The organism is Amycolatopsis vastitatis, from assembly GCF_002234595.1.
Classification (GTDB): Bacteria; Actinomycetota; Actinomycetes; order Mycobacteriales; family Pseudonocardiaceae; genus Amycolatopsis; species Amycolatopsis vastitatis.
On record NZ_NMUL01000001.1, the window covers coordinates 86,432 to 100,089 of the forward strand.

General features: G+C 73.1%; 14 protein-coding genes and 1 pseudogene. 10 read left to right on the forward strand and 5 right to left on the reverse strand.

The features are described from left to right. Positions 1-70: 70 nt before the first annotated feature. Positions 71-1,324: a hypothetical protein gene (locus tag CF165_RS00480; RefSeq protein WP_240521407.1), complete on the forward strand. Its 1,254-nt coding sequence runs from the start codon at positions 71-73 to the stop codon at positions 1,322-1,324. Between the two features lie 499 nt (positions 1,325-1,823). On the opposite strand, the gene yczR is transcribed toward CF165_RS00480, so the two are convergent. Next, positions 1,824-3,278 carry a MocR-like transcription factor YczR gene (gene yczR, locus CF165_RS00485; RefSeq protein ID WP_167441293.1) on the reverse strand — a complete coding sequence of 485 codons (1,455 nt, stop codon included), beginning with the start codon at positions 3,276-3,278 and terminating at the stop codon, positions 1,824-1,826. A 61-nt stretch (positions 3,279-3,339) separates the two neighbouring features. Between yczR and yczE the strand changes: the two genes are divergently transcribed. Continuing rightward, positions 3,340-3,981, forward strand: a complete 642-nt coding sequence (gene yczE / locus CF165_RS00490; protein WP_093945395.1) for a membrane protein YczE — start codon at positions 3,340-3,342, stop codon at positions 3,979-3,981. Here yczE and CF165_RS00495 read toward each other — a convergent pair. Together CF165_RS00495 and CF165_RS00500 are read right to left on the reverse strand one after the other, a co-directional pair. Then, positions 3,978-4,517, reverse strand: a complete 540-nt coding sequence (locus CF165_RS00495) for a Clp protease N-terminal domain-containing protein (protein WP_093945396.1) — start codon at positions 4,515-4,517, stop codon at positions 3,978-3,980. The two genes, yczE and CF165_RS00495, sit on opposite strands and share 4 nt — an antisense overlap. Continuing rightward, positions 4,517-4,726: a sigma factor-like helix-turn-helix DNA-binding protein gene (locus CF165_RS00500; protein WP_004559389.1), complete on the reverse strand. Its 210-nt coding sequence runs from the start codon at positions 4,724-4,726 to the stop codon at positions 4,517-4,519. Before CF165_RS00500 ends, CF165_RS00495 begins: the two co-directional genes overlap by 1 nt. Positions 4,727-4,818: 92 nt before the next feature. On the opposite strand from CF165_RS00500, the gene CF165_RS00505 reads away from it, so the two are divergent. Both CF165_RS00505 and CF165_RS00510 read left to right on the forward strand, forming a co-directional pair. Next, entirely contained in the window at positions 4,819-5,589 is a 771-nt protein-coding gene (locus CF165_RS00505) for a protein phosphatase 2C domain-containing protein (protein WP_167441294.1), read from the forward strand. Between the two features lie 56 nt (positions 5,590-5,645). Further along, a pseudogene (locus CF165_RS00510) lies at positions 5,646-6,206 on the forward strand (DUF998 domain-containing protein); the annotation flags it as partial. A 78-nt stretch (positions 6,207-6,284) separates the two neighbouring features. Here CF165_RS00510 and CF165_RS00515 read toward each other — a convergent pair. Further along, complete coding sequence (locus tag CF165_RS00515) at positions 6,285-7,313, reverse strand: D-cysteine desulfhydrase family protein (protein WP_093945398.1); 1,029 nt, start codon at positions 7,311-7,313, stop codon at positions 6,285-6,287. A 191-nt stretch (positions 7,314-7,504) separates the two neighbouring features. On the opposite strand from CF165_RS00515, the gene CF165_RS00520 reads away from it, so the two are divergent. The 3 genes from CF165_RS00520 to CF165_RS00530 are packed head-to-tail and all read left to right on the forward strand — an operon-like array spanning position 7,505 to position 10,286. Continuing rightward, entirely contained in the window at positions 7,505-8,881 is a 1,377-nt protein-coding gene (locus tag CF165_RS00520; RefSeq protein ID WP_093945399.1) for an amidase, read from the forward strand. Next, positions 8,848-9,423 carry a TetR/AcrR family transcriptional regulator gene (locus CF165_RS00525; RefSeq protein WP_093945400.1) on the forward strand — a complete coding sequence of 192 codons (576 nt, stop codon included), beginning with the start codon at positions 8,848-8,850 and terminating at the stop codon, positions 9,421-9,423. Before CF165_RS00520 ends, CF165_RS00525 begins: the two co-directional genes overlap by 34 nt. Beyond that, complete coding sequence (locus CF165_RS00530; protein ID WP_093945401.1) at positions 9,423-10,286, forward strand: oxygenase MpaB family protein; 864 nt, start codon at positions 9,423-9,425, stop codon at positions 10,284-10,286. The genes CF165_RS00525 and CF165_RS00530 overlap by 1 nt, the downstream gene beginning before the upstream one ends. A 24-nt stretch (positions 10,287-10,310) precedes the next feature. On the opposite strand, the gene CF165_RS00535 is transcribed toward CF165_RS00530, so the two are convergent. After that, positions 10,311-10,862, reverse strand: a complete 552-nt coding sequence (locus tag CF165_RS00535; protein ID WP_093945402.1) for a CGNR zinc finger domain-containing protein — start codon at positions 10,860-10,862, stop codon at positions 10,311-10,313. A gap of 53 nt (positions 10,863-10,915) precedes the next feature. Here CF165_RS00535 and CF165_RS00540 point away from each other — a divergent pair, with 53 nt between their 5' ends. The 3 genes from CF165_RS00540 (at position 10,916) to CF165_RS00550 (ending at position 13,652) form a co-directional block, all read left to right on the forward strand. After that, entirely contained in the window at positions 10,916-11,770 is an 855-nt protein-coding gene (locus CF165_RS00540; RefSeq protein WP_093945403.1) for an alpha/beta fold hydrolase, read from the forward strand. A 95-nt stretch (positions 11,771-11,865) separates the two neighbouring features. Continuing rightward, positions 11,866-13,263, forward strand: a complete 1,398-nt coding sequence (locus tag CF165_RS00545) for a DUF8832 domain-containing protein (RefSeq protein WP_205660735.1) — start codon at positions 11,866-11,868, stop codon at positions 13,261-13,263. Continuing rightward, positions 13,260-13,652 carry a FixH family protein gene (locus tag CF165_RS00550; RefSeq protein ID WP_093945404.1) on the forward strand — a complete coding sequence of 131 codons (393 nt, stop codon included), beginning with the start codon at positions 13,260-13,262 and terminating at the stop codon, positions 13,650-13,652. Before CF165_RS00545 ends, CF165_RS00550 begins: the two co-directional genes overlap by 4 nt. The last annotated feature ends 6 nt before the right edge of the window (positions 13,653-13,658 follow it).

The following is a 13,658-nucleotide window of genomic DNA, read 5'->3' on the forward strand; positions in this document are numbered from 1 at the left end:
GAAAGACCCCAGCAACAACAGACTCGAGCGTGCATCGCGAGAGCAACAGGCGCGGACGGTGGTGGTGGCGGTGAGCAGCACGGCGAACGTGCGCCGCGGCGCCCCCCTTCAGCCTGCGCTCACAGCGGGTGAAACCGGCCTCGGCGAAGCCCCGCACGCGCGCGTACGCGCGCCGCGCCCGTGGACGGCGTCGCTGCAGCGGCCCGCCGCCAAGATCCTGGTCGCGGGCGGCCTGACCCTCGCGGGCTGGCTGCTCGGCGCGGCCCTCTCCGGCAGCACCGCCTCGGCGGCCGAACAGCCGGCGTGCCCCCAGGCGCCCGCCGTTTCCACTGTGGACCATTCCGCGAAGCCGTTCGCGCACGGCAGGCACCGCAAGAGCCACCGCGAAACCGGCGCCGACGCGTGCACGGCGCAGCCGAAGAGGGACACCGGCAGCAGCGCCGACCCGGACGAAACACCGTCCACAGCCGAAACGCCGCCTCCAAGCGAAACCCAGCCGGCGGTCAAGACCTCGCCCCTCGCCGAAACGACACAGCCCGTCGGCGAGGCGCCGGAGCAGCAGGCCGACGAGACGCCGGCCGCGCCCCTGAAGAACACAAAGGACACTGCGGCGGCCGAAGAGCCGGCGGTCACCATGAAGGCGACGTCGTCCGGCGGCGACCTGCTCGGCGGGCTCGTCGGCGGCGTCCTGAACGTGGTCGGCGGGACGCTCACGACCGTCACGAGCACGGTCGGCGCCGTCACGAACACGCTGTCCCACACGGTTCTCGCGCCGCTCACCCAGCCGATCGGGGGCAACCCGAACGCGCCCGTGCTGCTGCCCCTCGACGACGTGCTGGCCCCGGTGTTCGGCGGCAGCTCGAACTCCGGTGGCGTCACGGCGATCGTGCCCGGCCTGGTGACCGGCACCGCCACCCAGGCCGCCGGCGCGGTCCTGACCGAAACCGCGCCCGTCGCGGCCCCGGCGACAGCGGCCGTCCCGCAGCAGTCCACGAGCCGGGTCGCGGTCGCGCGCCCGGTCGTCCTCCGGCACCAGGACCAGCTCCCGGTGGTCCAGGAACGGCCGCGCGACTCCGGCGTCCACGCCACCACCGGCGGTGGCGGCGACTCCACTCCCGGCCTGCCGGGCGGCAGCACCGCACCCAGCGCTCCGGCGCCGGTGGCCGCGCCCGGCCACGACGGCCCCGGCGGCGCTCGTCACGCGTTCGCCGTCCACACCGACGACGTCACCACCACTCAGCTCAAGCTGATCGGCACCAGCCGCGACCACGAGGTCGACGGCGCGGGGCGGGAAGCCGCCCTGCCCACCACCTCCCCCGACTGACCCCGCACCGGGCAGCCGGGGACAAGTGCGTCCAAAACAAGATCAACTCGGCGCACGTCCACGCCGCTGAGGCGTGACGAATCCCCTGCTCCAGTAGGCAATCCGTGGCCTTTTCACGTCTCGTGACGCCGTGGCGCGTCCGACGTACCCCAGGGGCGAAAACCATGCCGAACCCCAGTCTTTCCGACCGGCCGACCGCGCCCGGCCGGGTCGGATCCCGGTCCCGGCGCCGCGCTGCCCCCGCGGCGCCGGGACCCACACCGGGCGCGCTCCGGGAGTCCTCGCTCACCGCGCCGAACGAGGACTCGCAGTACCGAGAGCGCACCTGAGCCGCCGGCTTCCCGGCACGTCGAGGGGCTGTGCCGGGAAGCCGCGGCACCCGCGAACGGGGTCACGTCCGTGAGCGGGAGTGTGGAACGACGAACCGGTGCGCTGGATGCACATGAACGCCGCCCATCCCTGGGAGCAGGCTCGCATCCAGCGCACCGGTTCGTTTCGTTCAGGCGAGCGGAGCGTCCAGTGACGCCGGGGTTCCCCGTACCGACGCCGCCGCGGCGCTCAGCCTGCGGATCGCCTCGTGGATCTTCTCCGGTGGCAACGAAAACGGCAGCCGGATCCAGCGCTCCAGGCCGCCGTGGACGCCGAAGCGGGACCCCGGCGTCACCTGGAGACCGTGGCTCGCCGACGCCACCGCGAGCCGCGAGCTGACCGGCTCCGGGATGCGGCACCACAGCGACAGGCCACCCTTTGGCGGCGTGAACGTCCAGTCCGGCAGCTGCTGGCGCACCGCGCCCGCCAGCGCCTCGCGGTTGCGGCGCAGCTCCTCGCGACGACGTGCCAGCGCCGCCCAGCCGTCGGCCTCGAGCAGCTCCGAGAACACCACCTGCTCGAAGACCGGCGAGCCGAGGTCCACGGCGTAGCGCGCCGAAATCAGGCGGCCGAGCAGGTCCTCCGACGCCCGGATCCAGCCCAGGCGCAGCCCGCCCCAGTGCGACTTCGACGCCGAGCCGACGCAGATCGCCAGGTCGCCCGCGAAGGCCGCCAGCGGCGGCGGCCCGTCGAGCGGGTCGCCTTCGAGGTCCAGTTCGACCAGGGTTTCGTCCACCACCACCGGCGTCCGGGCCCGGGTGAGCACCGTGCCGAGCCGTTCGCGGCCTTCGGCGTCCAGGCGCAGGCCGGTCGGGTTCTGGAAGTCGACCACGAGGTACGCCAGGCGCGGGGACGCCTGGCGCAGCGCCGCGTCGACGCCGGCGATGTCCCAGCCGCGGGCGCCGGTCGGGTCGAGCGCCACCGGCACCGGGATGGCGTGCGCGGCCCGGATCGCCTCCAGGGCGTTCGGGTACGTCGGCTGCTCGACCAGCACGCGGTCGCCCGGCCCGGTCAGCATCCGCAGGACCAGCACGAACGCGTGGTGCGCCCCGTTGGTGACCATGATCTGCGCGGCCGTCGTCGGCAGCCCGCGCTCGGTGTACCGCCGGGCGATCTTCTCGCGCAGAACCGCCAGGCCTCGCTCCTCGTAGCCGTGCTGCCCGAGGTGGTCGACGAGGGCGCAGCGCGCGGCGTCGACCGCCGCGACCATGCCCGGCGTGGCCTGCGGGGACGCGTGGGCGAAGTCGATCAGGTCGCCGCCGTCCGGGACGATCGCGTCGCGGCGGCGCCGTCCGGGTGCGGTGATCCACGAACCGGCGCCCCGGCGGCTGGCGACGAACCCGTTCTCCCGCAGCCGGTCCAGTGCCGAGCCGATCAGCGTCCGGCTGGCACCGAGCGCGTCGGCCAGCTCGCGTTCGGCGGGCAGCCGGGTGCCGAGCGGGAGCTGGCCGTCCAGCACCTGCAGTTCGATGGCCGCGGCCAGGTCCGCGGCGCCCTGGCGGGAGCCACCTTGTCGCCACGAGCCCAGCAAGACGGCCAATCGCGGACCGGAGACGCGCCCACCTGGCGGGATCACGGGTTCCATAAGGCCAATATCCGGCAATTGGCTATGGTTTACAAGGCCACTCAGCGCGGATAGTGGTCACGTGGCTCAGATCGATCTCCGGCCCGTCCGGATCTCCCGTGACCCCGCCCGGCGCAGCGTCCAGCTCCTGTTCGGCCTCACCCTCTACGGCATCAGCTCCGCCATGCTCACCCGCGCCCACCTGGGCCTCGAACCCTGGGGCGTGCTGGCCGAAGGCGTCACGAAGCACACCGGGCTGACCTTCGGCACGGCGACCGGCCTGATCTCGCTGGCCGTGCTCCTGCTGTGGATCCCGCTACGCCAGCGCCCCGGCATCGGCACCGTGGCGAACGTCGTGGTCGTCGCGGTGGTCGTCGACCTGGCCCGCGCGGTTCTCCCGGACCAGCACGACCTGAGCTGGCGAATCGTCCTCCTGGTCGGCGGCGTCGCGCTGAACGGCTTGGCGACCGCCACCTACGTCGGCGCGCGGCTCGGCCCCGGCGCCCGCGACGGCCTGATGACCGGGCTCGCGGCGCGCACCGGCCGGTCGGTCCGGCTGGTGCGCACCTGCCTCGAGATCTCCGTGGTCGCCGCCGGGTTCGCCCTCGGCGGCACCGTCGGGTTCGGCACCGTGCTCTACGCCCTCGCCATCGGCCCGCTCACTCAGGCAGTACTGCCGCTGACCACCTGGCGCGAAGAGCGCGAGCCTCAGCAGCGTCACTAGCCCGCCCGCCGCCGCACCACCGCGCCGCGCAGCGTCTCGTAGTCGACGCCGCGCCGCGCGAGCAGTTCGTCCGTGCTTTGCTGCCGGACCAGCGCGAGCAGGATGTGTTCCGCACCCAGGAAGTCGTCCCCCAGCCGCCGGGCCTCCTCGAGGCTCAGTTCCAAGGTCTTCTTCGCCCGGTCGGAAAAGGGAATGTGCCCGCGCCGGGGCCGCGCCCGGCCGACGGCGAGGGCGCCCTGACCATGGGTCTCCTCCACGCGTTCGACGATCCGGTCGACGTCGATGCCGAACTCGGTCAGCGCGGCCGCGTCCGCGTCGCTGACCCCGCCCCGGCGCCGGATCCGGTCGAGGTCGGCGTCGAGGTCGGCGCGCGAGACCCCGAGCTCGGTCAGCAACCGGGCACCGTCACCGGGGTCGACGGTGGCGATCCCGGCCAGCAGGTGCGGAGTGTCGATCTCGTCGGCGTTCGTCGCGCGCGCCCGGATCTGGGCCTCGACGACGGCCATCCGGGCGTCCTGGGTGAACTTCTCGAACATCAGTGCCTCCCGTACTTCTTGTGCACGGCCTGCCGGCTGACCCCCAGCTCGGCGGCGATCTCCTGCCACGACCAGCCGTGCACCCGCGCACTGCGGACCTGCACGGCCTCCAGTTGTTCCAACAGCCGCCGGAGCGCGGCGACCGCGCGCAGTCCCACCCGGGGATCGCGGTCGCCGGCCCGGGCGGCCAGGTCCGTCGCTTCCGTCATGCCCGTCAACCTACGTTGACATTCCCGGTCTTGTCAACCGAAGTTGACACGCTCAGCGCGAACCGTCCGGACCGGCGACGTACAGTCGGGTGATGCCCGAGATCGCGTTCGCCGAACGGGCCGGGGTGGGCGCCGACGGCCACCCACGCCCCACCGAAGACCACATCGTCGTGCTGGACAACGCGGTCCTGGTCCTCGACGGCGCCACCTCGTCGGACCCCTCGCAACCCCCCGGAGGCTGGTACGCGGAACGGCTGGCCCGGCGCCTCGCCGACGACCTCCGCGCGCACCCCGACACCGACCTGACCGAGCTGCTGACCTCGGCGATCGCCGAGGTCACGGCGGCGAACCGGCTGCGGCCGCAGCAGTCGCCGTCGAGCACGGTCGCGGCCGTGCGCTGGCTCGAAGACCGCGTCGACGCGTTGGTGCTGGCCGACAGCCCGGTGATCGGCTTCGGCGGCTTCGGCGTCGACGTCGTATCGGACGACCGGCTGGCCCGGCTGCGGCGGCGCGGGATGCTCCAGACCGGCGCCGACGTCCGGCGCCGTCGCAACGCCCACGACGGCTTCTGGGTCGCCGAAGCCGACCCGGGCGCCGCCGCGCACGCGGTCCGGCGCAGCTGGCGGCGAGCCGACGTCGACGCGGTGCTGCTCGCCAGCGACGGCGTGTCCATCGGCGTCGACCAGTACGCGTTGTTCGGCTGGCGCGAGGTCCTGGCGATCACCCGTGCCGACGGCCCGGACGCGGTGCTGGACGCCATTCGCACCGCGGAGAAGCAGGATCCGGACGGCGAACGCTGGCCCCGCCCGAAGCGGCACGACGACCAGGCACTCGTCCTGGTCGATTTCGAATCCGGGGGTTAATCAGGGTCTTCCCTGATCACGGCGGTGGCGTTTCCGGCGACCCTGGACGCATGGGGATGGAAGCGGGAAAGCGGACGAGACCGTGGCGGCTCGTCGCGCTGGGCGCGATCGGGTGGGGACTGTTCACGGCCGTGGTGCTGCACGTGGTCAGCTCACGCAATCCGGTGTACGACACGCTGTCGAGCTACACCGTGACCGACCGCGGCGAAGGGATGCTCGCGGCGAGCGTGCTCTCGCTGGCCATCGGGTCGCTCGCGGTGCTCGGCGCGCTGCAGGTCGCCGGCGTTCCGCTGTCACGGACGACCCGGCTGCTGCTCGCCCTCTGGGCGCTCGGGCTGGCCGCGGCCGCGATCTTCCCGGCGAGCTACCCCGAGGCACCGGACCCGGTGAGCGGCGAGATCCACCTCTACGCGTGCCTGGTCGCGTTCTGCAGCCTGCCCGGCGCGGCGATCTCGCTGCTGGAGCCGCTGAAGGACCGGCCGGAGCGCGTCGCGGTGGTGCGGGCGATCCGGCTGACCGCGGGCGCGTTCGCGCTGTTCGCCCTGAGTTTCGTGTTCGTGCGGCTGAGCGAGGCCGGGGTCTCGCCGTTCCCGGAGATTTCCGCGGTCTTCCCGATCGGCGTCATGCAGCGGCTGCTGCTGCTCGCCGACGTCGTGCTGCTCGGCACGCTGCTGTGGCTGGCGACCCGGCTGGAGTCAGCCTTCGACGGCCGCCGTGAATTCGGGCGCGTAGCCGTACAGGCCGGGCATGCCGCCGGTGTGCAGGAACACCACGTGGTCGTCCGGGGCGAAGTGGCCGGCCCATTCGATCAGCGCGGCGGCCACCTTGCCCGTGTAGACCGGGTCGAGCACGACGCCCTCAGTGCTCCCGAAGAGGCGTAGCGCGTTCCAGACCGCGTCGGTCGGGATGCCGTAGCCGGGGCCGAGCGTGGAGTCGCCCAGCCGGACGTGGTTCAGCGACGGCGGGTCGACGCCGAGCAGCTTCGCCGCTCCGGACGTGAGTTCGCGCAGGTTTTCCGTGGCCTCGTCGAGCGGGTGGCTGACGCAGGCGATGCCGACACCGAGGCCGCCGAGCAGCCCGGCGGCCAAAGCCACGCCGGCGGCCGTGCCGCCGCTGGCGTGCGGGACGACGAGGTGGGCGCGCTCGATGCCGCGTTCCGCCAGCTGCGTCGCGAGTTCGTGCGTGGCGCGGACGTACCCGAGTGCGCCCAGGTCGTTCGAGCCGCCGACGGGGATCGTCGCGACCTTCCGGCCGTCCTGGGCGGCTTCGGCGACCAGGCGGTCGTAGGTGCGGCCGGTCTCCTCGCCGTCGGCGCAGACGTGGACGGTCGCGCCGAACAGCTTGTCCAGCGGGATGTTGCCGGACCGCTCGTACGCGTCGCCGTCACGCGGGACCTTGGCGGTGAGGACGAGTTCGCAGCGCAGGCCGAGCTTCGCGCACGCGGCGGCGGTCTGGCGGCCGTGGTTGGTCTGGAGCGCGCCGAACGTGACCACGGTGTCCGCGCCCGCTTCCCTCGCGGCACCGAGGTGGTATTCCAGCTTGCGGAGCTTGTTGCCGCCCGCGCCGAGCGGGTGGACGTCGTCGCGCTTGAGCCACAGGTTCGCCAGGCCGAGTGCTTCGCCGAGCCGGGGCGCCGCCTGCAGCGGCGTCGGCCAGCCGCCCAGGTCGACGCGGGGGATCGCGGCCAGCGCGGCATCCGGGAATCCGGCGAAGTCGAACGTCATCGGCCCTCCAGGCTCGGCTACCCGCCCACTCTAGAGCGCCCCAATGTGGCGTTCGGTGCATCTGACGCACCGAACGCCACATTGGGTGCGTTGGACGCAACCAACGCCACATTGGGGCGTTCGGGAGTGGCGGGAAGACGGCGATATCCGGTAACGTTCGTTCGAACGAACGAGAACTTTCGGGGGCCGCCATGACCGTTACGAGCCTCGATTTCACGGGCCTCGCCGCCCAGGCCGCGCAGCTCGCCGCGGGTGAGATCACCTCGGCCGAACTCACCGCGGCGGCACTCGGCCGGGCGCACGCGAGCCAGCCCACGCTCAACGCCTTCCGCCACCTGCGCGACGACGAAGCCCTCGCCGAAGCCGCCGACGCGGACCGGCGCCTGGCTGCCGGCGAGCGCGCGCCGCTGCTGGGCGTGCCGGTCGCGATCAAGGACGACGTCGATCTGACCGGCCTGCCCACTTCGTTCGGCTGCGTCGGCGAATTCCCGTGCGCGACATCCGACGCGCCCGCCGTCGCGCTGCTGCGCGAAGCCGGAGCTGTGATCATCGGCAAGACGAACACCCCCGAGCTGGGCCAGTGGCCGTTCACCGAGGGCCCGGCCTTCGGCGTGACACGGAACCCGTGGCACCCCGGCCACACCCCCGGGGGTTCTTCGGGCGGGAGCGCGGCCGCGGTGGCGTCGGGGGCCATCGCGGCCGCGCTCGGGTCCGACGGCGCCGGTTCGGTGCGCATCCCCGCCGCGTGGACCGGGCTGGTCGGCATCAAGACCCAGCGCGGGCGGATCCCGACCGGCGGCGAGCTGTTCCACGGCCTGACCGTGCTCGGCCCGCTCGCCCGGACCGTCGAAGACGCCGCCCTGCTGCTCGACGTCGCCGCCGCCACCGGCACGACGTTCCAGGCTGCCGCGGCGCGTGAACCCGGCCGGCTGCGGATCGGCCTGTCGACGCGGATCCCCTTCACCGCCACCAAGACCCGGCTCGACCCGGTCGTCGAAGCGAGCGTGCGGCGGCTCGCCGAGTCCCTCGCCGGGCTGGGCCACGAGATCGTCGAGGTCGAACCGGACTACGGGTTGATCGGCCTGACGTTCCTGCCGCGCTCGCTCACCGGTGTCCGCGACTGGACCCTGCGGGTGCCCGACCGGGCCGGGCTCGACCCGCGCACGCGCAGCAACGCCGGCCACGGCCGTCTGCTGGCCGGGCCCGCGCTGCGGCTGGCACGCGCCCTCGAGCCGGGCCTGCACCGGCGGATCGGCTCGGTGTTCGGCCGCGTCGACGTCCTGCTCACCCCGACCACCGCGACCCCGCCGCCGCCGATCGGCACGTTCGACGGGCTGTCCGGCTGGGAGACCGACCAGGCCATGATCGCCGCCTGCCCGTACGCTTGGCCGTGGAACGTGCTGGGCTGGCCGGGGGTCAACGTCCCGGCCGGGCTGACGGACGGCGGGCTCCCGCTCGGCGCGCAGCTGCTCGGCCCGTCGCACGCCGAGGAGCGGCTGATCTCCCTCGCCGCGCAACTGGAAGAGGTCGAACGGTGGCCGGAGCGGCATCCCGCGACAAGGTGGTGAGCACGCGGGAGGCCATCCTGCGCGGCGCGCTGACCGTCGTCGGCGAACACGGCGTCGGCGGGCTGACGAACCGCCGGATCGTCGCCGCCGCGGGTGTCTCACTCGGCACGCTGACCTACCACTTCCCCAGCCAGACGGCGTTGCTGCGCGAAGCGATGCTGTTGTTCGTCGAGGACGAGACGGCGAAGCTCGGCGCGATCGTCGACGGCTACCGCGCGGACGGCTTGAGCGTGGAGCAGGCGGCTTCGGTCGTCGAGCACGTGATCGCGCAGCTGCCCTTCGGCGCCGACGAGCTCGGCGCGCACGAGCTGTACCTCCAGTCCGCGCGGGATCCCGAGCTGCACGAAGCTTCTTCGCGCTGCTTCGCGGCGTACGACGAACTGGCCGTGACGATCCTGGAAGCCCTGGGCGTGCCGCAGGCGCGGCGGCTGGCCGGTCCGGTGGTCGCGCTGATCGCGGGGTTGCAGCTGCGGCGGCTGGCCACCGGCGAGACCGACACCCCGGTCGCCGAACCGCTGATGATGCTGCTCCGCGGGGCTTGATGGCCCCGCCGGTCGTCCGCGGCACGGCGGCGTGGAAGTACTTCGGCGACTTCCGCGACGTGCTGCTGGCCGGGCAGGTGCTGGTGCTGCAGGTGGCGCACCCGGTCGTCGCGGCCGGCGTGCGGGACCATTCGGACTACGCCGAAGACCCGTGGACCCGGCTGATGCGGACGGGCGCGTCGCTGTCGATCTACGTCTACGGCGGTCCGGCCGGAGCCCGGGTCGAGGCCACCCGCCTACGCGAGCTGCACCGCACGTTCACCGGAGTTGCGGACGGGCAGCGGTACAGCGCGCTCGACCCCGGGGCGTATGCGTGGGTGCACGCGACGCTGGTGAAGGTTCCCGTTGACGTGCAACGGTTTTTCGGACGGCCACTCGGGCAGTCCGAACTGGACGAGTACTACGCGCAGATGTGCGACATCGGGCGGTTGCTCGGGGTGCGTGAGCGCGAACTGCCGCCGGACTGGGCGGCTTTCGAGCGCTACTACGACTCGATGGTGGCCGGTTTCGGCGGGAATCCGGCGATCGACACGCTCTTCGAGACGATCCGGACGGTGCGGAAACCGGCGGCGTGGCTGCGGGATCCGTGGTGGCGGCCGGTGCGGGACCTGCAGGCGCGCGGGCAGCGGTTCCTGATCCGGGCGACGCTGCCACCGGAGTTCCGCGAGCGGCTCGGTCTCCCGTGGACGGACCGGGACCAGCGGCGGTTCACCCGCTTCGCGACCGCCGTGCGGCTCGTGAGCACGCCGATCCCGGCTTCGCTGCGGACGTCGTACATGCGGTGGATCGGGAAGCTCAACGTCTGGTTCCGCGCGCACCCGCAGGCGTATCGGTTGCTGGTCCGCGGCGGGGGTCGTGAGTGAAAAACAGTGTTCTCACCCGCCTTTTCACTCACGACCGCTGATCCGCGCGTAGTGCGCCCGGGCCTTCGCCCGGTTCCCGCACCGCGCCATCGAGCACCACTGGCGGTTCCGCCGCGGTGACGCGTCGCAGAACCGGAGGCCGCAGTCGTCCGCCGCGCAGATCCGCACCTCCGCGCCGCTCGTCGCCAAGTCGATCGCGTCGGCCGCCAGGACGGCGAACGCCGCCGCCACCGGGTCCTTCGGGGCCGGGACCTCGCGCCTCAGCACGCCGTCGGCAAGCACCAGGCGCGGCGGGGGCGCCGGTGCCGCGGCCGCCGCGTTGTTGACCAGCTCGAGGTCCATCTTCTCCGGCACCTCGGGCGGCAGCAGGACGCGGTCGATCGCCTCCCGCAACGCCTTCGCCGCCAGCACGTTCCCCGCCGTCACCGGCACCGGCCCCGCCGTGAACCCGGCGAGCGAAAGCCACTCGGCCAGCGCGTCGGGCCCGGTCAGCATCTCGACACCCTCGGCGTACCGGGAGCGCAGCGTGTTGACCAGGTCGAGGCACGGCCGTCCGCCGTCGAAGGCCCACTCCATGCGGCCAGTCTAACCCTTGAAGATAGTTAGAAGCAGGGCTATCGTCTAACCCCATGAACCGGTTAGAACGCATGGCCACCGTCAACGGGATCCGGATGCACTACCGCACGGCCGGGGACGGCCCGCCGCTGTTCCTGCTGCACGGCTGGCCGCAGACGTCGCACTGCTGGCACAAGGTCATCGGGCCGCTCGCCGAGACGCACACGGTGATCGCCCCCGACCTGCGCGGCTACGGCCGTACTGACAAACCGAAGGGCGGCTACGACAAGCGCACGATGGCCGCCGACGTCGCCGCGCTGGCCGACCACCTCGGGTTCGCGAGGACTGCCGTCGCCGGGCACGACCGCGGCGGCCGCGTCGCCCACCGCTGGGCCCTCGACCGCCCGGACCAGGTCGAACGCCTCGCCGTGCTCGACATCGCCCCGACCCGCGCGATGTGGCAACGGCTCGACACCGGCGTCGCGAAGGCGTACTGGCACTGGCTCTTCCACCTCCAGCCCGACCTCCCGGAACTGCTCGCCGGCCAGAACATCGCCGCCTACCTCGGCTACTTCTTCGAGCGCTGGACCTACCAGCGGCAAGGGCTCGGCGCCGACGCGCAGGCCGAGTACGTCCGCGCGTTCTCCCAGCCCGGAGCGCTCAGGGCCGGCTTCGACGACTACCGCGCCTCCTTCCCGGACGACGCCGAACTCGACGACGCCGACTACGAAGCCGGCAAGCGCGTCACCCAGCCACTCCTCGCGTTGTGGGGCGCGAACGGCCTGCTCGGCACGCTCCCGACGCTCGAAATCTGGCAGGAGTACGCGAACGACGTCACCGGCGCGGCCCTCGCCGAATGCGGCCACTTCCTGCCCGAGGAACAGCCGGACGAAGTCGTCGCGCACCTGCGGAAGTTCCTGAACCCCTGAGTTCCCCGGGTGCTCCGGTCCCCCGAACTGGGGACCGGAGTTCCCTCGCCGCCGTGACGCCCGCCACGCCGCGGCCTGGCTAGGTTCGAAGCACGATGGGGAGCAAACCGAAACTCGCGTTACTGCTGCTGCTGGCCGCACTGGGGATCGCCGCCGGCGGCGGGACCGCGCACGCCGACGGGGCGCCGTCCGGCGCCGACATCCAGGTCGCGCAGACGCTGGGTGCGCGGGAACTGACCGTGATCATCCGCCGGGTCGACGTGACTCCGTCGCCGCTGCGGGTCGACGTCGTGACGCACCGGGGCACCGCGCCCGGCACGCTGCACCTGACCGTCGCGGCCGACGGCGTCGTGACGTCGCGGGCCGACGTCGTCCTCGGCGCCGAACCGGGCGTCTACGCGGGGGATCTGCGCGTCGACAAGCCGGGACCGTGGGAGCTCTCGCTGAGCGACGGCACCGGCCCGGCCGCCACGATCCCGTTCATCGTGCCGGCTCGCGTGGTCCCGCCGTGGGAGAAGGCGACCTACGGCGGGTTCGTCGCCGCCGGCGCGTTCCTGCTGCTCGCCCTGATCGTCGGGGTCAGAGCGAGGCGCACCGCCTTCGCGCTGATCCCGGCGGGCGGCGTGGTCGCCGCGATCGCCGTCGCCGTCACGGGAGCCCTGCTGTCGGCGAGCACTCCCCCGCCGCCCGCGCCGGGCAGCCAGCTCGACCCGACGTTCGACAACGTCACCGACCCGTACGCCAACGCTCGTCTGTCCACCGTGGACTACTCGCGGCCGCCGGTGAACCTGGCCGTCCGCGCCGAACGCGGCGAGCTGCGGCTGAGCCTCACCGACGGCGCCACCGGACGTCCGGTCGACGACCTGCTCATCCACGACAACGCCCTCGTGCACCTCGTCGTGGTCTCGCCGTCCGGCCGGATGAGCCACCTGCACCCGGTGCGCGTCGGCCCCGGCGACTACCGCGTCGGCCTCGCCGATCCGGAAGCGGGCACGTACGCCGTCGCCGCGGAACTCGTCCGGCGCGGCGGCGGAGTCCAGCTCGCACGGTCCACTGTGGACATGACGGGCACCGCGGCACCCGCTCCCGAACCCGCGGGCACCGGGCCGCGGACGGTCGACGGAACCCCCGTGGACCTCACGATCAGCCCGGGCACGCCGTCGACGATCACCGCGCACTTCCGGACCCAGGACCTCCAGCCGTGGCTGGGCATGCTCGGTCACCTCATCGTCGCGGGGCCGATCACCGGGCCGGTCGGGGAAAGCGCCGCGAAGGCACCCACCTGGGCGCACGTCCACGCCATGATCCCGCCGGTCGCGGGGCAGCTCGACCGCCCCGACGAGACCGTGGCCGCGTACGGCCCGGACGTCAGCTTCACCTACACCTTCGCCGCGCCGGGCCGGTACCGGATCTGGCTGCAGGCCGAACGCGGCTACCGCGTGCTCACGATCCCCGCCGTGGTGGACGTCCCGACGACGGGAGCCGTCCGATGAAACGCCCAACCGTGCTCATCGCCATCGTCGCGCTGGTCGTCGCCGCCGGGGCCGCGTGGCTGCTTTGGGGCGGCAGCGGGACGAAACCCACTACCCAGCAAGCGGTTTCGGGGCCGTACACCGTGCAGTTCTCCGCGGACGAGCCACGCATTGGCGGCAACACGTTCGCGCTCGGCGTCACCGGGCCCGCGCCCGACGCCGTCACGGTCGCGCCGGTCATGGCGCAGATGGGGCACGCGTTCGCGCCGGTGCCCGCCGGGCCGGACGGGCCCGGCCGATTCCGCGCCGTGGACGTCGGGCTGCCGATGGCCGGGCAGTGGGAGATCACCGTGTCGCTGCGCGGCCCCGGTGGGCCCGCGCAGGTCGTCTTTCCGTTACTGGTCAAATAAAGGAGG

What these genes read in the sequence shown, in the direction of transcription:
- CF165_RS00500 (WP_004559389.1), bottom strand. Translation starts at nt 4,726, where the DNA reads ATGACGGAAGCGACGGACCTGGCCGCCCGGGCCGGCGACCGCGATCCC.
- CF165_RS00530 (WP_093945401.1), top strand. Translation starts at nt 9,423, where the DNA reads ATGGCCCCGCCGGTCGTCCGCGGCACGGCGGCGTGGAAGTACTTCGGC.
- CF165_RS00550 (WP_093945404.1), top strand. Translation starts at nt 13,260, where the DNA reads ATGAAACGCCCAACCGTGCTCATCGCCATCGTCGCGCTGGTCGTCGCC.
- CF165_RS00535 (WP_093945402.1), bottom strand. Translation starts at nt 10,862, where the DNA reads ATGGAGTGGGCCTTCGACGGCGGACGGCCGTGCCTCGACCTGGTCAAC.
- CF165_RS00520 (WP_093945399.1), top strand. Translation starts at nt 7,505, where the DNA reads ATGACCGTTACGAGCCTCGATTTCACGGGCCTCGCCGCCCAGGCCGCG.
- yczR (WP_167441293.1), bottom strand. Translation starts at nt 3,278, where the DNA reads ATGGAACCCGTGATCCCGCCAGGTGGGCGCGTCTCCGGTCCGCGATTG.
- CF165_RS00515 (WP_093945398.1), bottom strand. Translation starts at nt 7,313, where the DNA reads ATGACGTTCGACTTCGCCGGATTCCCGGATGCCGCGCTGGCCGCGATC.
- CF165_RS00545 (WP_205660735.1), top strand. Translation starts at nt 11,866, where the DNA reads ATGGGGAGCAAACCGAAACTCGCGTTACTGCTGCTGCTGGCCGCACTG.
- CF165_RS00495 (WP_093945396.1), bottom strand. Translation starts at nt 4,517, where the DNA reads ATGTTCGAGAAGTTCACCCAGGACGCCCGGATGGCCGTCGTCGAGGCC.
- CF165_RS00540 (WP_093945403.1), top strand. Translation starts at nt 10,916, where the DNA reads ATGAACCGGTTAGAACGCATGGCCACCGTCAACGGGATCCGGATGCAC.
- CF165_RS00505 (WP_167441294.1), top strand. Translation starts at nt 4,819, where the DNA reads ATGCCCGAGATCGCGTTCGCCGAACGGGCCGGGGTGGGCGCCGACGGC.